This is a genomic window from Candidatus Baltobacteraceae bacterium, assembly GCA_036559195.1.
Classification (GTDB): Bacteria; Vulcanimicrobiota; Vulcanimicrobiia; order Vulcanimicrobiales; family Vulcanimicrobiaceae; genus JALYTZ01.
The window spans coordinates 32320-50731 of sequence record DATBTN010000049.1; the positions used below are offsets into that span (position 1 = coordinate 32320).

Consider the following 18412-nt stretch of genomic DNA (forward strand, 5'->3'; position numbering starts at 1 on the left):
CATGCCGCGTTTTTTGCATACCTCGATCTTCGTTAACGACATGCAGGCGACGATCGACTTCTATACCCAGAAGCTCGGAATGAAGCTGCTCGACGGTCCGTACCATTATCCCGGCAACGCCGACATGGCGTTTGTCGGGAACGATTGGAATGCGTACATCGAGCTGGTCTACGATCTCGAAGAACACCCGCCATACGAACTCGGGAATCGCTACGAACACCTCGCACTCGAGGTCGAGGGCGATCTGCAAACCTACGTGGGCGGTCTGCGCGATCGCGGCGTAAAGATTCTCAAGGACGTCTACAAGTCGCCGGGCGGCACGCGCGCGATCGCGTTCGTCGAAGATCCCAACGGCATTCCGATCGAACTGCTCGAGCCGCGCACGAAAGACTCGCCGTCTTAAGAACGTTTTCCGTCCGTACTACGTAGTAACGGTATGATGATGCTTGCGCTAGCTACGCTCGCCGCCACGCTCGCTTTGCCGCTGCGGAACCACGCGGGCGCCGCGGTTCAATTGTCAACCGCGCAGAAGGGCCGCACGATCGCGGTGCCGCTCGGAGATTCGGTCCTCGTCGCGATGCGCGACGGCCGCACCTGGCGAGTTGCCAACGCCGACCCGACCATACTGGCGCCGCGCATCGGTGTGATGTGGATGCGAGGAGTTCAAGGCGGCTATGTGACAAAACGAATCGGCCGCGATACGTTGCGTTTATCCGCACCTGGCGCACGTCCGGTGATCTTTCGTGTGAATGTCATCGCACCCGAGTCCCGACACGCGCCTCACTACTAAACCGCAACGAGTCAGTCGACGACCCTTAGCCGGCCATCACCGAAAGCGGCCCGTTGACCAGCTGCCCATCGAGGAGGCAGATCGTGCGCTTGGCGTGTTTGGCGAAGCGTGAATCGTGCGTCACAATGACGATCGTCGAGCCTGAGTCGTTCAGCTCGCGCAGCAGCTCCATAACGGCCTCCCCATTGCGCGTATCGAGATTGCCGGTTGGCTCGTCGGCCAACATGATTGCAGGGTCGCCAGCGAGAGCGCGCGCCACTGCCACGCGCTGTTGCTCGCCGCCCGAGAGCTGCATCGGGTAGTGCTTGGCGCGGTGGGACATTCGCACGCGCTCGAGGACTTCGGCCACCCGCGTACGGCGTGCGCCTTTCGTCATACCGGCGTACACCAGCGGCAACTCCACATTCTCGTAAATCGAGAGGTCGCCGATCAAATTGAAACTCTGAAAAATAAAGCCGATTGCCTGATTGCGGATTCGAGAACGCTCGCCTGAACTTAATTGCTCCACGGCCGTTCCATCCAAGAAATACTTCCCTCCGGTGGGCACGTCGAGAAGGCCGATGATCGATAGCAACGTCGATTTTCCGCAGCCCGACGGTCCTTGGATTGCAACGTATTCGCCGCGGCCGATCTGCAACGTGACGCCGCGTAACGCCCGGGTCTCGACTTCGTCGGTAAGAAAGCTCTTCCCGAGGTCTTGAAGTTCAACAAGCGCCATAGTTCATCTCCTTTAGTTCAGCGTGACTTCGGGCTGGTTGAGGTAGCCGGACATGTCCGAGACGATCACCACGTCACCCGGCTCGAGGCCGGAGAGCACTTGCACGCGGTTACTCGATCCCTGTCCCAGGCGCAAGCGAATGCGCACGGCTCTCTTGCCGTTGTCGATCTCCTTGAACAAATCGATTGTGCTGTTGTCGGAAGCGCCGGCCGGGCGCACGATCGAGAGCGCATTCCGCACCGACGCGATCTCGATCGCGCCGTCGACGTTGGCATCGGGGCGCGAGCCCGGCGGCGGTGGACGACGGAAGGTCACGTCAACGGCGACCGTTCCGTTCTGCGCGGCTGGCGCGATGCGCATAACCTGGCCCATGATGATGCCGTTACCGGTGTCGATTCGAACCGGCATGCCGATCGTAACAGGATGCACGTCGCTCTCGGCGACCTGCAGAATTGCTTTGAGATCGTGCATGGCGGCCACGCGTGCGATTTCAGTGTTCTGTGCGATGCTCGCACCTGGATCGACATCGACCGATTGCACGATGCCACTTGAGGCGGCACGCACGGTGAGCGACGCGACCTGCGCACCTTCGGCGGCAAGCACCGCCGCCGTCTGCTCCACCTGTGCCTGCGCTGCCGCGACCTTCGCTTGCGCATCGGCCGCGCTTACCCCGATCTGTATGCGACTGTCGCGGAGATCGTTGCTGCTCTTCGCGGCTTCAATCGCCGCCTTCTGGTAATCGACTGTACTGATCAAGCCCTGGCGGTGGAGCGATGCAAACGATTCGGCCTGCAAATGATCCTGCTGCATCTGCGCCTGCGTGTCGGCGAATGCCGTTTGCGCAGTCAAAACGGCCGCGCGAGCTTGCTGTTTGGCGCTGGCAAGGTTGGCTTGCGCCACTTGCAGGGCGGCCTGTTCTTGGGTCACTGCTGCTTCGATCTGCGGATTTTCCATGCGCGCGATTACCGAACCGGACTCGACAAATGTGCCGGCCTTTAGCAAGACTTGCTCAACGACGCCGCTCTGTGCCGCCGAGACGACGCGCACGCGCTCGGGCGCGAAGACGCCCTGTGCAGTCACCGATCGTACGAACGTGCCGCGCCGTACTACATCGGTGACCAACGTTGACTTATCGACGGCCGTGCCGGCGGAGCCGGCCTTTGAAAGAGAGTTCACGGCCCAAAGCGTGAGACCAACGAGCAGCGCAATTGCGGCAAGGGCATACAAGGATTTCGGTATCGCGCGACGGCGCTCGCGCGCCACGTCCATCGGGGCGGCTGGCGTTACCGATCGCGGTTGAACGACGTTACTCATAGCTCAAAGCTATCGCCGGCTGCACGCGGGTCGCGCGTAGCGCGGGCACGTACGCCGCAAATAGACTCGAAAGGACCACGAGTGCGATCGCGGCCCCGAACGTCAGCGGGTCGAACGGCGAAGTTTGGAAGAGGATCGTCGTCAGCAGTCGTGCGCCAAGAGCCGCGACGGCCAGTCCCAGGGCAATGCCGAACGCACTTATCCGCAGCGCGCCAATCAAGACATCGGCAAGAACTGCGCGATCGCTTGCGCCGAGCGCTTTTCGGACACCCAATTCGCGCGTGCGCTGCTCCACACCGTATGTCGTTATGGCATAGATCCCCGCCAAAGCCAATACGAGCGCGATCAGCGCGAACACGCCGAAGAGCATCGCCGCGACCCGTGCGCTTCCAGCGTCCTCACTAAAGAGTTGCCGATACGCCCGAACGCTCGGCGCGGGGAAGAGTGGATCGACATTACCGTACGCGCGTGCGACCGCCTGTGCTAGTTCACCGTCTTGCCCGTTCGTCCGGATCACGAACTGGGCGAATATGCCGGGAACCTGCTTCGTGGTGAGATATTGCACGGGCGCAATCGGTGCGTGGAAACTGTTCCGCGTATCGCCGACGACGCCGATGATTGTCCGGATCTCCCGGCCTTTCCAGCCGATATGCGGGTGATACGTTCGCCCCAGCACCTCAAGCGTGCCAAAGTAACGGCGGGCGAAGGCCGCGTTCACGATCGCAACTTGTTCGGATGTAAGCCGATCGCGCTGATCAAAATCGCGGCCACGTAACAGCGGGATGCGCATAGTTTTGAAATAGCGCGCTGAGACCACGTTTAAGTCAACCGGCTCCGACGCCAAATGATCCGGAAAACTCGTGTAGGTATTCTCCTCAGCCAGGAACGGCGGCCCGGATGTAATGGCGACGGCCTGCACGCCGGGTATGCCCTGCAACTGCATTGCGATACGGTCTACAGCGCGCAAGCCGGCCTCGTGGCTTGGATAGCGCGAGCTCGGCAGACCGGGTGCGTCGGCTGCATAGAGATTCTGGCCGTCGAAACCGACCGGGACCTGCATCAGCGCGATAAAGCTGCGCACCACCAGCCCGGCGGAGAGCACGACCGCGAGGGCCAACGCGATCTCGGCAATTACGAAGCTAGAACGAAGCGCTTTGGATGCGGCAACGTCGCCGGATCGGCCTGCGGCTTTCAAGCCGGCCACCAGGGTGTGCCGCGAGGAGAGCGCCGGAATAATTCCGGTAGCTATAGTGGTGAGCACGAGTACGCCGACGACGTAACCGAGGACCGACAGGTCGACGTGTACGCCTTCCCAACGTGGCAATATCCGTGAGGCAGCCGAGCTAAAGATTCGCAGCGCTCCCCAGCCGAGCGCAAGTCCTGCTACTCCGCCGATCGCCGAAAGGAGTGCCGTCTCGGAGCAAAGCTGTGCGGCCAGTCGCGTGCGTGAGGCACCAAGCGCGCCACGAATGGCGAATTCGCCTCTACGAGTTGTGGCTCGCGTCAATGTCAGGTTTATCACGTTAGCGCAGGCGATGATCAGCAGCAGCAAAACCGTCGCGTAGAGGAGCCAGAGCATACTGCGAACGGGGGCCACGATCGTTTCCAGCGCTGGACGAAGGAGCGGCTTACCCCAACCTTCGTGAACGACGGGGTAGCGCCGAACGATTTCGCTCATTGCGCGGTCGACGTCGGCTTGGGCAGAAGCGAAGGAGGTGCCCGAACGCAGCAATGCCCAGCCGTTATAGGTAATAGTGCCGCGAAAGAGATTATTTTGCACTTGCGGATCGGCAGCGGTCCAATAGTCTCGCCGCACGAGACCGATCGGCGTCACGTCGCGAAACCGCGCTCCCATGACGCCGACGATCGAATAGGTCGCACCGTCGAGTTGCATCGTGCGACCGAGCACGGCGGGGTTCGCGTTGAAAAACGTGCGCCACAGCCGGTCGGAGATGATGACGTGATGCGTACCGAGGTCGGACGCTAAGAAAACGCGCCCGAGTGCCGCACGTGCGCCGAGCACGCGAAAGTAGCCCGCATCGACATCGTTCCCTTGCAGGATGACGGGCCGCGCGATTCCGCTCAGCGTCGCGGTGGCGTCGGGCGACGAGATGCCAAAGGCCTGCAGTGTGTTGCCCGTCGCCGCACCAAGGTCGCGCGCGTCGAGATACGAAAACGGCGCGTTCGTTAGGTTTTGTGCGCCTGAGGTAACGGAGGCTATCCGCTCGGCACTTGGATAAGGTAACGGGCGCAGCAAAATGCCGTTGAGCACGCTGACAACCGCAACGTTCGCGGCGATTGCGAGCGCAATGGCAATTGCCGCAACGATCGTGTACGTTGGCGATCGTGCCAGCGTACGCGCTCCATAGGCAATATCCCGCGCCACGCTCTCGGCACGCATGACGCTGCCTTGGTAGATCAAATCGAGCGCGACCAGGACGAACGAGATCCGGCGTTCCGACGCGTCTCGAGCTATGGCGTTTCCGTACCTATCGCGAAAGTCGCGTGGACAGGACCAGAGCGCAAAGCGCAGCAATGGGTGCATCGCCGGGTCGCTCACTCAAGCACCGGCAGAAGACGGCGAGTCCGCGCGATACGCACGAGGCGATCGAGTCGTTGCGCTTCGGCCTGCGCGACGCGTTTGCCGCGCGCCGTCAGGCGGTAGTATTTGCGGCGACCGTCGTTGTCGTCGGTGTCACTTTCGATGATCCAGCCATCGTTCGACATTTGCTTGAGGTAACGATAGAGCGCCCCGGGCATTAGGCGAATGGCGCCGTTGGTAGTCCGCTCGACCTCGTCGGCAATGTACGAGCCGTGATGTTCGTCGTCAGCCAACGCAAGTAGGATATGAAATGCGCTGGCACCCAGCGGGTGAGCGCGGTCTTCTGAGGTACCAAGCACGAATGTCTCCAGACATATCTCAAATGCGCTATTGTTTGTTATACTATATCGCACGTGCGATATTGTCAACTGCATTTCAACTTCCCACGCGCGCCCTCAGCGGTAAACGAACGGGTCGGCTGGGGGCGCGATCCGCTCGGCGCTTGCAACGCGCAGGCGCAATCCGTCGGGTGCGTTGACGAGCGTGCCGCGAGCGCGCATCCAGCCGCGCGTTTCGCGCGGCGACGATTCCAAACGCAGGACGATCGGCGCGGCGTCCGCGCGGCAGCACGTAATCGCGTAGCGCACGAGCGAGACGGCGGCGCCGCTGCGCGTTACCTCGCCGGTAAAATCCACGACTTCGCCGGGGAATGCGTCGCTCAACGTCGTTTCGCTCGCGCGGTACGTTGGCGCGGGCGCGCCGAGAACCGCACCCGCGAACATGATCGCGGGCGCGAGCCAGACGTATCGTGCGCGGCGCGCGCGATGCCGCCATGCGAGCGATGCGAAGGCGATCGCGCTGCATGCAAGCGCGAACGTGAAGTGCGGATGCACCAGCGCGTCGCCGCGACGAACGGCAACGAGCCCACAGGCAAGCGCGCCGATGACGTACGCGCACGCGTCGTGCGACGTGTCGGGCGCGTGCGTTCGCACTCGTAGTGCCAGGCGCAAATCGGCGATCCCGGACGTGCACAAGAAGCCCGCCGCCACGAGCGGCGCGCTGGTCCGCAACGCGCCGGCAAAGCCGGCGGCGCCGAGCGCGCAGGCCGTGCCGACGGCTCCGAGAACGGCTCCGCCCGCAAACGCGAGCGCGTGTGGAAGGTGTGCGAGCGTCAATCGCGGCGCGATGAGTTCGCCTGCGATCGCGGCGGCAACGCCGAACGGCACGATGGTTTGTAACTGCGCCAACGGAGCGCGCGCGTGACCGCATTCGCGCCCCGTTCGATCGACGGCGCGGGCGACGAGCATCGCCGCTGCGAGCCGCGCACCGGCGACGAGCGGCCCGAACGCCAAGGCGACGGCAATCGCCGCCGGCAGCGATCGCGCGACCGGTCCCGCCCCGCACCCGCATCCGAGGTACGGAACCAGCCGCGCACCCCACCGCCTCGAGACCGCAAGCAGTCCCGAGCCGGCAAGAATGAAGGGCGCGCTTTCCAGCAGCGTGGCCGCGGTCGAGGCCAGCAGCGAGCGAGTTGTATCCGCCGGCAGCGATGCGATCGCGAGCGTCGCGGCGAGAATCGGCAGCACGCGCACGCCCACCCATCACGACGAGGCGGCGTTTGGCAAGAATACCGGGCGGCTCTGCGAACAGGGCTCAAGCCATGGCATCGAAGATCGCCGCCCCGCGCGGCACCCAGGACCTCATCCCGCCGTTCTCCGGGCGCTGGCAGGAGCTCGAAGCGCGCATTCACGCGCTCGCCCATCGCTATGGGTATGGCGAGATCCGCACGCCTATTTTCGAAGCGACCGAGCTCTTCGTCCGCGGCGTCGGCGAAACGACCGATATCGTCGAAAAAGAGATGTACACGTTTCTCGATAAGGGCGAACGCAGCATGACGCTGCGCCCCGAGTGGACGGCGCCCGTCATGCGGGCCGCGCTGCAGCACAACCTCTTCGCGACCGGCGCGCAACGCCTCTACTACGTGGGGCCGATCTTTCGGTACGAGCGCCCGCAGGCCGGGCGGTACCGGCAAGCGCACCAGTTCGGCGTCGAGTGCATCGGCTACAAGGGTCCCGAAGCCGACGTTGAGGCGATTGCGCTAGCTTGGGATCTGCTCCAATCGTACGGGCTGAGCGACGTCGTGCTCAACGTCAACTCGATCGGCGATCGGGTCTGCCGCCCCAACTATCGCGAGGCGCTGCTCGCGCACTTCCGCCCCCACGTGGAGAGCCTCTCCGCGGATTCGCGACGGCGCCTGGAACGCAATCCGCTGCGGCTGCTCGATAGCAAAGCCTCCGAAGACAAGCCGTACGTCGACTCGGCGCCGACTTTTGAAGATATCCTCTGCGGCGATTGCCGAACGCACTTCGAGGCCGTCAAGCGATATTTGATCGCGTTGGGGATCCCGTTTGTGGTCAACCCGCGCATCGTGCGCGGCCTCGATTACTATACGCGAACGGTCTTCGAGTTTATCTCCGGCTCGCTCGGCGCGCAGAGCACCGTCTGCGCGGGCGGCCGTTACGACGACCTGGTGGCGTCGTTGGGTGGTCCGGACGTTCCCTCGGTGGGCTTCGGCCTCGGCCTAGAACGCTTCTTGATGGTGGTCGAGGCCGCGGGCGGCACCGGCGAACCGGCGCGCGCCGGCGTGCAGGCGGTTGCCCTAGGCGCCGACGCGCGCGAACGCCTGGTGGCGCTCGTTGCGCAGATTCGCCGCGCCGCCAATCTGCCGGTCTTCATGGACTACGAAGAGCGCAAGGTGGCGGCGCAGCTCAAGATCGCCGATCGCAACAACGCGCGCTACGCGCTGATCCTGGGGAGCAACGAGCTCGCCGAGGGTACGATCGTGCTGCGCGACCTCGTCTCACGGACCGATCGGAGCCTGCCGCTCGCGACCGGAAAAGACGTCGTGGCAGCTCTCGTTGAAGTGGAGCGTTGATGGACGAAACCAAAACCCTACAGGAACTGCTGGAGATCATGCACGAGCACGATCTCGATGCGATTAAAGTGAAGGTCGGCGAGCAGATCTTCGAATTGGTGCGGCGCGAAGGCAATGCGGTCGCGTACGCGCCCGCCGGTGCGTTACCGGCTTCGGCGGCCGCGACCAACGCGGGCCCCTCCGGGACCGCTCCGGCGGCCGCTTCGGCCAACATCAAGAAGGTCACGGCGCCGCTGGTCGGCGTGTTCTATCGCTCGTCCTCGCCCGATGCCGAATCGTTCGTGCAAATCGGCGATCGCGTTGAGGTGGGCCAAGTGCTCTGCATCCTCGAGGCGATGAAACTCTTCAACGAGATCACGAGCGATTACGCGGGCGTGGTTTCGCGCATCGTTCCGGAGAACGGCGAGCTCGTTTCGCTCGGTCAGGAGATGTTTTGGATCGAACCGTAGACATCAAGGGCAGGCGCGGTTTCGAAGAATTGATGGCCGACCGCGATGGTATTTTCGATGCGACGCACTACAAAGTGCAAGTCGAGGCGATCGCCGACGCGATGGTCAAGGCCTTGCGTCGCGGGAACAAAGTGCTCTGGATGGGCAACGGCGGCAGCGCGGCCGAGGCCCAGCACATGGCCGCGGAACTGAGCGGCCGATTTCTGCGCGAACGTCCGGGCCTCTATAGCGAAGCGCTCAGCGTGAACACATCCACGCTGACGGCCGTCGGCAACGATTACGGCTACGATCACGTCTTTCGCCGGCAAGTCGAGGCGTTCGTGCAGCCCGGCGACGTGCTGATCGGCCTTACCACCAGCGGCGGCAGCCCGAATATCGTGCTGGCCTTCGAAGAGGCGCGCAAACGCGATGCGGTAACGGTCGCGATCACCGGAAACGGCGGCGGAAAAGTCGCCGAGATCGTCGATCTCGTGCTGCTGGGTCCCACCGGCTATTCGGCGATCGTGCAAGAAGTGCATCAGCGCATGTGCCACATCATCTGCGACCTCGTCGAACAACGCATCATCTTCGAACGCTGATGGAGCATACGGTACTCGCTCCGCCCGACGCCCGCACGCTCTTCGCGCGCATGCGCGGCCGCAAGATTCTCGTCGTCGGCGACGTGATGATCGACGAATGGATCTGGGGCACCGTCACGCGCATCTCCCCCGAGGCGCCGGTTCCGGTCGTTGCGGTCACCGATCATTCGTTCACGCTCGGCGGCGCCGGCAACGTTGCGAACAACCTGCGCGCGCTCGATGCGGCGGTGGATTTCGTCGCGGCCGTCGGTACCGATTCGTTTGCCGAGAACGTGCGCGAACTGCTCGAACGCGAGGGCGTCGCTGCCGGCGGCTTACTCGCGCTCGACGATCGGCCGACCACGCGCAAGACGCGGGTGGTCGCGCACAATCAGCAGGTCGTGCGCGCGGATTGGGAGTCGGCCGCACCGCTCGCGCAGGCCGATCGCGAACGCCTCTGCGCCGTCGTGCGCGAGCACGCGCCGCACGTCGATGCGATCGTGCTCAGCGATTATGCCAAGGGATTGCTCTCGCGCGAGATTGCCGAGGCCGCGCTCGTGTGTCCCATCGTGCTCGCCGATCCGAAGCCGCAAAATCTCGCGCTCTTCACCGGCGTGACCTGCGTGGCGCCCAACGCGCACGAAGCCGCGCAGGCGACCGGCGTCGCCATCGTGGACGACGCATCGCTCGAGCGCGCGGGTGCGTTACTGCTCGAGCGTTTGGAGTGCCGGTACGTCGTCATCACCCGCGGCGAACACGGCATGGCGCTCTTCGGGCGCGACGGGGAACGTTTGCATATCCCGTCGGTCGCGCGCAAAGTCTTCGATGTCAGCGGCGCGGGCGATACCGTCATCGCCGTGTTAACGCTGGCGCTCGCCGCCGGCGCGCGAATCGAACTTGCAATGCAGTTGGCGAATTTCGCCGCCGGTGCCGTGGTCGAAAAGCTCGGCACGGCGACCGCGTCGGCCGAGGAAATCATCGGACTGGTCGAACATGGAGCCTGAGAACCTTTTCGGACGGGTGCTCGATCTCGACTCGGCGATCGCGTGGCGCGAAGCGTTGCGCGCGCAGTCCAAGCGCGTCGTGTTTACCAACGGCGTGTTCGACGTTTTGCACGCCGGCCACGTGGCCTATCTCGCCTGGGCTCGCTCGCAAGGCGACGCGCTGATGCTGGGCCTAAACACCGATGCGTCCGTGCGCGCGATCAAAGGCGACCTCCGGCCGATCGTGCCCTTCGACGAACGCGCCCGCGTGCTCGCGGCTCTGCGCAGCGTCGACGCCGTCGTCGCATTCGGCGAACGTACGCCCGAGGTGCTGCTCGACCGAATCAAGCCCGACGTCCACGTGAAAAGCGCGCAATATCGCGAAGACGAACTGCCCGAGCGCGACGTCGTCATCGCCGGCGGCGGAACGATTCTGCTCGCCCCGCACATCGAAGGCACGTCGACGACCGACACGATCGCCCGCATCATCCAACGCTACGGCAGCTAACCCGTTGTGTGCGGATTATGTCATCCTGAGCCTGTCGAAGGACGGAGCCTGTCGAAGGACGGAGCCTGTCGAAGCAACGGTATCGAGGACAGCGATGTGCGACGCTCGTGGTTCGACAAGCTCACCATGACAATGGTGCGGCGCTCGTGGTTCGACAAGCTCACCATGACAACGGTGTGGCGCTGATGGTTCGACAAGCTCACCATGACAATGGTGCGGCGCTCGTGGTTCGACAAGCTCACCATGACAGCGGTGTGGCGCTCGTGGTTCGACAAGCTCACCATGGCGGCGTTGCCTCTTGTCATCCTGAGCCTGTCGAAGGACGCTGATGCGCATCGCGTTTACCTGTAACGGGCCCGGGGAGATGGCGGGCTGGGCTCGGCCGTTGCTGCGGCGACTCTACGCGCTCGCGCCGCAGACCGAGGTGCATCTCTTCTTCGTTCCCGACGACTATGCCACGGGCAAAGAAGCCGATCTCGCGCGCGCGCTCTTTCCAAACGCGCACGTCTACGATCCGAAAACCTACGTGCGCGTCGCGCTCGGGCGCGGCGTTGCAGGCTTGCCCGCTGCCGTCGATGTGGTCCAATATCTCGGCGGCGATCTCATGCACGTCGTTCGGCTGCACAAACGTCTGCGGGGGATCGCGACCGGCTACAAGTTCTCGCGCGCGAATCTCGCGCGTACGTTCGAACGGGTCTTCGCCGTCGACGATCGCAACGTCGAGCAGCTGCGCGCCTGGAATACTCCGCCCGAACGCATCCGCAAGATCGGAAATCTCGCCATCGACGGCGCCCTGCTCGAAGCGCAGAACCCCGTCGAGGCCGGCGCTCCGCACGACGGCGTGCTCTTCATGCCGGGTTCGCGCCGGTACGAAGTCGAGCATCTGATCCCGTTTTTCTTTACAAGTGCCCTCTGGATGCGGCGCGACGATCCGGCGCTGCCGATCGCCTTCGGCATCTCGCCCTTCACCTCGCTCGACGCCGTTCGGCGCGCGATCGAAGCGGGCGGCCACGAGCGTATCTGGGCCCAGAAGGGGCGCCTGATCGAAGAAAACGGCGCCGCGTACCTGGCAAGCGTCGACGGCTCGCAGCGCTTTCCGATCCTGCGCAACGCGCTTTCGGCGACGACCGTCGCGCGGCTGGTCGTAACGATTCCGGGCACCAAGACGATCGAAGTTGCGAGTCTGGGCAAGCCGATGGTCACGATCACCCCGCTCAACGCTCCCGAAGAGATTACGATCAACGGGCCGCTCACCTATGTGAACCGGATTCCGCTTATCGGCGTGCCGCTCAAGCGGGCGATCGCGGTCGGCGTCAGCCGGCGATTCACCTATCACACGCAGCCGAATATCGACGCGCAAGCGATGCTCGTCGCCGAACTGCACGGCACGCTGACCCCGGGGCGTGTGGCGCGCGTCGCGCTCGAGCGGTTCGCCGACCGGGCCTGGCTCGCCGCCACCGCGAAGAGCTTGGGAACGTTATATACCGAACACGTGGGCGCGGCCGATCGCATGGCCCGCGACTTGTTGGAGCTGTAAGGACGGGCATGCGCCTCTCGATCGTCATCGCCACGAAAGACCGCGCCGAATACCTCGATCGCGCGCTCGCGTCGTTCGGCAAACAGATCGGCGCGCCGCCGTTCGAAGTGATCGTCGTCGACAACGGTTCGACCGACGCGACGGCGCAGGTCGTCGAGCGAGCGAAAAAGGTTTGCCCGTTCGAGGTCGACTACGTTTTCGAGGAGCGGCCCAATCGCGCCGCGGCGCGCAACCGCGGCATCGCCGTGGCGCGCGGCCATCTCGTGCTCTTCTGCGACGACGACGTGTACGCGCCGCCCGGATTTCTAGCCGCGCACGAGGCGGCGCACACTTCGAGCAATCTGGTGGTCAACGGTCCGATTCTCAACGTGCCGTCGTATCACGATCGGCCCAAACCGAGCCCCGCCAATTACTCGCGCGCGTTCGTCTGCACGTGCAACGTATCGATTCCGAAAGCCGCGCTCGATGCGGTCGGCGGCTTCGACGCCCAGTTTAATCTCTACGGCTGGGAAGATACCGATCTCGGGGTTCGTTTGCGCGACGTCGGCCTGCGCTGGAGCTTCGCATGGGACGCGTACATCTGGCACATCAAGCCTCCCCACGACGACACGCTCGAGGTGCAGCTTAGCAAGGCGATCGAGAAGGCGAAGATGGCCGCGCGGTTCGTGCGCAAGAACCCGTCGGCCCGGGTGCGCTCCGCGACGGGCGCCTATCGCTTCAATTTGCTGCGCGCGAAAGCACTCTCGCCGCTATTACCGGTGTATGCCGGCGTCGCGACCGACGAGCGCTTCCCCCCGGCGGTTCGCGCGATGGCGACTTCGCAATTACTCGACGGCGTCTACACGCAAGAACTCGCGCGCGCGCTCGATGGCCGTTGACGGACGCGCGCTGTTGCTCTGCGCCGGCGGCGGTCTCGGCGACTCGCTGATCGCCTCGGTCGTCGCGCGGGCGCTGCGAACGCGATTCGCGCGGGTCGACGCCTTCACGCTTCCCGCGCATCGCGAACTCCTCGAGCGCGTTGCGGAGATCGACCGGGTTCACGTGGACGACGGCGGCGACATGCGCGCGGCCGCGCAGGTGCTCCAGTCGTATGCGTACGATGCCTGCGTCGTTACATGGGCGACCTCGCGCACCGCGCGTCTGGCACAACTGGCGGCGATTCCGATTCGCGTCGGACAATCGCGCCGGCTCTACTCGCATCGCTTCACACATCAGGTCGCGGTGCGCAGCGAACGCGGCGACGTCACCACGCATTGGTCGCAGATCCTCCTGGATTACGCGCGCGCGATCGGTTGCGACGCGAGCGATTCCGTGCCCCGCGTAACTCCCACATCCGCCGACGAACGCGAGGCCGGCGCGCTGCTCGAATCGCTCGGAATTGCGGGCGCGTATGCGATCCTTCATCCCGCCAATGCCGTCGCCACCGAGCGCGGGCTGTGGCCGACCGTCGGGTGGAGCGCGCTCGGCCGCGCGCTGCGCGAACGATTCGGCATGCCGCTGCTCGTCAGCGGATCTGCCGCCGACGCGGAGATCGTCGCGGAGATCGCGCGCGACGGCGGCGGCATCGATATCGCGGGCCGAACCTCGATCGGCGCCTTCGCCGCTCTTGCGGGCCGGGCGCGCTTCTTTGCCGGCATTACGACGGGTTCGATGCACGTAGCGGCGGCCGCCGGCGCGCCGACCGTCGGGATCTTTCCGTTTCAAACCGATACCCCCGAGCGCTGGGGTCCGACCGGCGAACGCACGGCGACGGTGCGCGCGAGCTATCCGTGCCGGCCCGGCGAGCGCAAAGAAACCTGTCCCGATTACGCCTGCGTCGCCAACCTGAACGTCCCGCGGATCGTCGCCGCCGTCGAGACGTTGTTGGCGCGAAATGAAGTAGCTCGGCGGCAGGAGTCGAATCCGCTTGCCTAAATCGCAACAATCGCTGGAGGTGTAGCAATGGTCACGCGTTTGCGCAGCATGAACATCGTGCAATGGGCGCTGGTCTCGGGGTTGATCTATGCGTTTCTCGGCTTACTCATCGGCCTTTTTTGGATCCCGTTCGCGGCCACGATGGCCGCGTTTCCCACCGCGCGCGGCGGCCCGATGCCCGGCGCCGGGCTCGGTATCTTCGCGATCGTCCTCTTCCCGATTTTGTACTTCATTTTGGGTTTTATCTTCGGAATTATTTTCTCCGCGATCTACAATTTGGTCGCACGCTGGACGGGCGGCGTCGAGATCACGCTCGACTCGGTCGGCGCCGGCACCGTTCCGCCGCTCGCGTAGCGACCTAGGAGAACATGAAGGCGACCATTCAACTCTGCACGTACAATCGCGCCGTGCTGCTCGAGCGCGTGCTCGATGCGTGCTTCGAGCAAACGGCCGCCGCCGAAAGCTACGAGATCGTGCTCGTCAACGACGGTTCGACCGATGCAACGCCGGCGACGATCGCGCGCGCGAAGGCGCGCGCGACCTGCGCCATGACCGTGATCGATCAGCCCAACTCGGGGCTTGCGAAGGGGCGAAATGCCGGCATCGCGGCGGCAACGGGCGAACGCATCATCTTCATCGATGACGACGTGCTCCCGACGCCGCGCTTTGTTGAGGCGCACCTGCACTCGCACGAACGGCATCCGCGCGCGATCGTTCGCGGCGGAGCGATCAACGTCGAATCGTTCGACGATCTGCCGCCGCCGGTCTGGAGTCTCAAGGATTACAGCGGGAATTTCTTCTGGACCACCAACGTCTCGGTTCCCCTAGCGACGATGCGCGCGATCGGCGGGTTCGACGACAGTTTTGCCGAGTACGGGTGGGAAGATATCGACGTCGGGCTGCGCCTGCGATTTGGCGGCGTGAAGGCGGTCTTCAACAAGCGCGCGCTGGTCTATCATTACAAACCGCAGCCGCGCAGCGGAAACGTCGAGAATATGATGCGGCAAGCGCGAGCGCAGGCGCGCACGGCGGTGCAGTTGGCAAAGATCCATCCGCATTGGCGCACGTATCTCGCAACCGGCGACAACCCCGTGCAGCGCGCCTTGCATGCTTGGATGCGCGGCATCGACGCCGCTCGAAAATATCGCACGGAGCTCGGCGACCTTTCGACGGATCGCACGCTCTCGAAGCGCGAATTGCGTCTCGCGCGCAAGCTCGTCTCCGAAACGTACTTCGAGGAACTGGAGCGAGCGCGCGGCGCGGGCGACTGATGCGTATTCTGCTCTCGCGCACCGACCGGCTGGGCGATCTCATTTTGTCGACGCCGGCGATCGCGACGGTTCGCGCATCGTTCCCCGCCGCGCACATCACGATGGTTTGCAGTCCGTACAATCGCGCGGTGATGGAGCGCAACTCCGACGTCGACGAGATCGCCGATTTCGACGGCGAGACGCCCGAGGCGTTCGGACGGCAGTACCGCGGGGCCACCGATATTGCGATCGCGCTCGCGCCGCGCGCGATCGACTTGCGGCTAACCGGTGCCACGCGCGCCCGAGTGCGCGTCGGCTACACGTACGTACGGCGCTATGCGATGCGTTTGACCGCGCGGCTCTACGTTAACCGGCTGATGCTCTCGGAAGCGGACCCGGACTTAAGCGAGCGCGACCCGCACCGGCACGTGCGCCACGAGGTGGACCAATTGCTCGATCTGGTGGCCTTGGCCGGTGCCACAAAGCGCGTCGCGACCCTGCGCCTGGACGTAACGGGCGAAGACCGCGCCGCGATCGGCTACTTGCCCGACGCGCCCCTGGTCATGCATCTGGGGCTGCGATGGTTTCGCGACGGCAGCACGCTCGAATCGACGATCGCCCTGATTCGCGAACTCGGCGGATTTGGAATCCCGCTGGTCGTGACGTATGGGCCGGAGTGCGAGCAATTCATCGAACGCATCTCCGCCGAACGCGTGGCCGACGTGTTGCTGGGCGGCTTGCCCTTCTTCCGCTGGGCGGCGGTCTTCGAGCGGGCGCGGGCCGTCGTCACCGTCGATACCGGTGCGACTCACGTCGCAAGCGCGATGCGCAGGCCCACGGTCGTCGCCTTCGAACACCGCTACTTCCGGTTGAACTCGCAAGAATGGTCGCCGTACGGCGTTCCGAACGTGCTGGTTCGTAAGCCGGCCGATGAATCTGACGAATCGCTCGCACGTTTTCGCGCGCAGATCGTCGACGCCGTCGCCCACATATTGCATGCTTGAACTTTCCGTCGTCATACCGACGTACAATCGTCTCGATACACTCCGGCACGTCATCCCGACGCTGCTCGCTCAAACTATTGCTGCCGAGCATTTCGAAGTGCTGGTCTGCGACTCACTTTCGAGCGACGGTACGGCGGAGTATCTTGCCGGAGTTCACGCCGAGCATCCCAACGTGCGCCATTTGCCCGGGCCCTATACGGGGCGCGCCGACGCGCGCAACGCCGGCATCCGTGCGGCCGCCGGGGAGGTCGTGCTCTTCAACGATGCCGACATTCTCACGTCGCCGGATTTGCTCGAGCGGCACCTGCGCCATCATCGCGAACGCCGCAATATCGCCGTCGTCGGTTGGGAAGTGCAGGTCAAAGACCTCGCCGACTACGCGTACAAGCGCGACCATGCGGAGGCGCGCGGCAGCCTGCATCCGCCTTCGCGCAAGACGCTGAGCTGGCTCTACTTTCTGACCGGCAACGCCTCGGTACGGCGCGACGACCTCTTGCGCGTGGGCTGCTTTGACGAGAATTTCACCGGCTACGGCCACGAAGATCTGGAGCTGGGCTACCGTTTGCAGCACGCCGGAATTACGATCCTCTACGAACCGTACGCGGTGAATTACCACTGTCAGGACGTTCCGCACGACGACCAAAAAGAAAAGATGAAACTCGCCGGCCGATCGACGGTTCGGTTCTTTCGCAAGCATCCCAACTTCGACGTGCGGCTCAATCTCGGCATGACGCCGGTCTCGCTCGGACTGCACGGCGTGCTCACGCGTCTGCCGTGGCTGCTCGGGTATTTCGATCGGCGCGCCGATGACTCGAAGTTCGCACGCGACGTCGTACAGCAGTACTACTATCTTTCCGGCATAAAAAACGCTCTAGCCGAGAAGGACGCCCCGAAGGTTTCACACCATGACGGATAGCCGCCCACCCAAACGCTCCTGCGGTGCGTTGCGCGCCGGCGACGAAGGCGCGAGCGCCGAGCTCAACGGTTGGGTCAATCGCCGCCGCGATCACGGCGGTTTGATTTTCATCGATCTGCGCGATCGCGACGGAATCACGCAGATCACGTTCGATCCGCAGCAGCCGTGTTTTGCGCAGGCCGAGCGGCTGCGTCACGAGGATGTCGTGCGCGTGAGCGGGATCGTTCGCGCTCGCCCGGCCGGTACCGAAAACGCCAAGATTCCAACCGGAGCGATCGAGCTTGGCGTGCAGACGCTCGAGGTTCTTAACCGATCGCTCGTACCGCCGTTTCAAGTCAACACCGACGACGACGTCGACGAGAACCTGCGACTCGAATACCGCTATCTCGATCTGCGGCGCCCGCGGCTGCAGCGCAATCTCACGATCCGCCATCGCATCCTCAAAGCGATGCGCGACTTCTTCGACGCGCGCGAGTTTCTCGAAATCGAAACGCCGATGCTCATCAAGTCAACGCCGGAAGGCGCGCGCGACTACTTGGTGCCCAGTCGCGTCCACAGCGGCACGTTTTACGCGCTGCCGCAGTCGCCGCAGCTGCTCAAGCAGATCTTGATGATCGCGGGCTTCGGGCGCTACATGCAGATCGCACGCTGCATGCGCGACGAAGATTTGCGTGCCGACCGGCAACCGGAGTTCACGCAGCTCGACGTAGAGTTGGCCTTCTGCTCGCAAGAAGACGTGCTCGAGACGATGGAGTCGGCGATGAGCTACGTCTGGGCGCAGGTGATGGAGACCGATCTGCCGGCCTTCCCGCGCTTGAGCCACCGCGACGCGATCGCGCGCTACGGCTTGGACAAGCCCGACCTGCGCTTTGGCCTCGAGCTGGCAGACGTGGGCGCCGCGTTCGTGCAGAGCGAGTTCGCCGTCTTCCGCGGAGCGCTCGATGCCGGGGGCGCCGTCGTAGGTTTGCGCTTCCCCGGCGGGGCTGGGCTATCGC

General features: G+C 64.2%; 21 protein-coding genes. 16 read left to right on the plus strand and 5 right to left on the minus strand.

The annotated features are described in order from the left end of the window. Nucleotide 1: 1 nt before the first annotated feature. Together VIG32_07425 and VIG32_07430 are read left to right on the plus strand one after the other, a co-directional pair. Entirely contained in the window at nt 2-403 is a 402-nt protein-coding gene (locus tag VIG32_07425; protein HEY8297834.1) for a VOC family protein, read from the plus strand. Nucleotides 404-436: 33 nt separating this feature from the next. After that, on the plus strand, nt 437-790 hold the full coding sequence (locus tag VIG32_07430; GenBank protein ID HEY8297835.1) for a hypothetical protein: 354 nt from the start codon (nt 437-439) through the stop codon (nt 788-790). Between the two features lie 25 nt (nt 791-815). Here VIG32_07430 and VIG32_07435 read toward each other — a convergent pair whose 3' ends face one another. From VIG32_07435 to VIG32_07455, 5 genes are all read right to left on the minus strand, one after another. Next, nucleotides 816-1508: an ABC transporter ATP-binding protein gene (locus VIG32_07435; GenBank protein HEY8297836.1), complete on the minus strand. Its 693-nt coding sequence runs from the start codon at nt 1506-1508 to the stop codon at nt 816-818. 12 nt (nt 1509-1520) lie between these two features. Next, complete coding sequence (locus VIG32_07440) at nt 1521-2777, minus strand: HlyD family efflux transporter periplasmic adaptor subunit (protein ID HEY8297837.1); 1257 nt, start codon at nt 2775-2777, stop codon at nt 1521-1523. Nucleotides 2778-2814: 37 nt separating this feature from the next. Beyond that, nucleotides 2815-5367: an ADOP family duplicated permease gene (locus VIG32_07445; GenBank protein HEY8297838.1), complete on the minus strand. Its 2553-nt coding sequence runs from the start codon at nt 5365-5367 to the stop codon at nt 2815-2817. An 11-nt stretch (nt 5368-5378) separates the two neighbouring features. Next, nucleotides 5379-5657, minus strand: coding sequence for a PadR family transcriptional regulator (locus tag VIG32_07450; GenBank protein HEY8297839.1), 279 nt, complete (start codon nt 5655-5657; stop codon nt 5379-5381). A gap of 162 nt (nt 5658-5819) precedes the next feature. After that, entirely contained in the window at nt 5820-6956 is a 1137-nt protein-coding gene (locus VIG32_07455; protein HEY8297840.1) for a hypothetical protein, read from the minus strand. 68 nt (nt 6957-7024) lie between these two features. Here VIG32_07455 and hisS point away from each other — a divergent pair, with 68 nt between their 5' ends. The 14 genes from hisS to aspS form a co-directional block, all read left to right on the plus strand. After that, nucleotides 7025-8299, plus strand: a complete 1275-nt coding sequence (gene hisS / locus VIG32_07460) for a histidine--tRNA ligase (protein HEY8297841.1) — start codon at nt 7025-7027, stop codon at nt 8297-8299. Then, nucleotides 8299-8748 (plus strand): acetyl-CoA carboxylase biotin carboxyl carrier protein, encoded by a 450-nt coding sequence (accB, locus tag VIG32_07465; protein HEY8297842.1) that lies wholly within the window; start codon nt 8299-8301, stop codon nt 8746-8748. Before hisS ends, accB begins: the two co-directional genes overlap by 1 nt. After that, nucleotides 8733-9326: an SIS domain-containing protein gene (locus VIG32_07470; GenBank protein HEY8297843.1), complete on the plus strand. Its 594-nt coding sequence runs from the start codon at nt 8733-8735 to the stop codon at nt 9324-9326. The genes accB and VIG32_07470 overlap by 16 nt, the downstream gene beginning before the upstream one ends. Continuing rightward, nucleotides 9326-10309: a D-glycero-beta-D-manno-heptose-7-phosphate kinase gene (gene rfaE1 / locus VIG32_07475; GenBank protein HEY8297844.1), complete on the plus strand. Its 984-nt coding sequence runs from the start codon at nt 9326-9328 to the stop codon at nt 10307-10309. The genes VIG32_07470 and rfaE1 overlap by 1 nt, the downstream gene beginning before the upstream one ends. Continuing rightward, a complete protein-coding gene (locus VIG32_07480) occupies nt 10299-10796 on the plus strand; it encodes an adenylyltransferase/cytidyltransferase family protein (GenBank protein ID HEY8297845.1) in 498 nt (165 codons plus the stop codon). Before rfaE1 ends, VIG32_07480 begins: the two co-directional genes overlap by 11 nt. A gap of 210 nt (nt 10797-11006) precedes the next feature. Next, complete coding sequence (locus tag VIG32_07485; GenBank protein ID HEY8297846.1) at nt 11007-11147, plus strand: hypothetical protein; 141 nt, start codon at nt 11007-11009, stop codon at nt 11145-11147. Next, nucleotides 11125-12333, plus strand: coding sequence for a hypothetical protein (locus tag VIG32_07490; GenBank protein ID HEY8297847.1), 1209 nt, complete (start codon nt 11125-11127; stop codon nt 12331-12333). The genes VIG32_07485 and VIG32_07490 overlap by 23 nt, the downstream gene beginning before the upstream one ends. Nucleotides 12334-12341: 8 nt before the next feature. Beyond that, nucleotides 12342-13211: a glycosyltransferase family A protein gene (locus VIG32_07495; protein ID HEY8297848.1), complete on the plus strand. Its 870-nt coding sequence runs from the start codon at nt 12342-12344 to the stop codon at nt 13209-13211. After that, nucleotides 13201-14247, plus strand: a complete 1047-nt coding sequence (locus VIG32_07500; protein HEY8297849.1) for a glycosyltransferase family 9 protein — start codon at nt 13201-13203, stop codon at nt 14245-14247. Before VIG32_07495 ends, VIG32_07500 begins: the two co-directional genes overlap by 11 nt. Nucleotides 14248-14274: 27 nt before the next feature. Continuing rightward, complete coding sequence (locus tag VIG32_07505) at nt 14275-14601, plus strand: DUF3566 domain-containing protein (GenBank protein ID HEY8297850.1); 327 nt, start codon at nt 14275-14277, stop codon at nt 14599-14601. A 14-nt stretch (nt 14602-14615) separates the two neighbouring features. Next, complete coding sequence (locus VIG32_07510; protein ID HEY8297851.1) at nt 14616-15518, plus strand: glycosyltransferase family A protein; 903 nt, start codon at nt 14616-14618, stop codon at nt 15516-15518. After that, entirely contained in the window at nt 15518-16501 is a 984-nt protein-coding gene (locus VIG32_07515) for a glycosyltransferase family 9 protein (protein HEY8297852.1), read from the plus strand. The genes VIG32_07510 and VIG32_07515 overlap by 1 nt, the downstream gene beginning before the upstream one ends. Then, on the plus strand, nt 16494-17417 hold the full coding sequence (locus tag VIG32_07520) for a glycosyltransferase (protein ID HEY8297853.1): 924 nt from the start codon (nt 16494-16496) through the stop codon (nt 17415-17417). Before VIG32_07515 ends, VIG32_07520 begins: the two co-directional genes overlap by 8 nt. Then, on the plus strand, nt 17407-18412 hold a 1006-nt coding region (gene aspS, locus VIG32_07525; protein ID HEY8297854.1), incomplete at its 3' end, for an aspartate--tRNA ligase. The genes VIG32_07520 and aspS, both read left to right, overlap by 11 nt.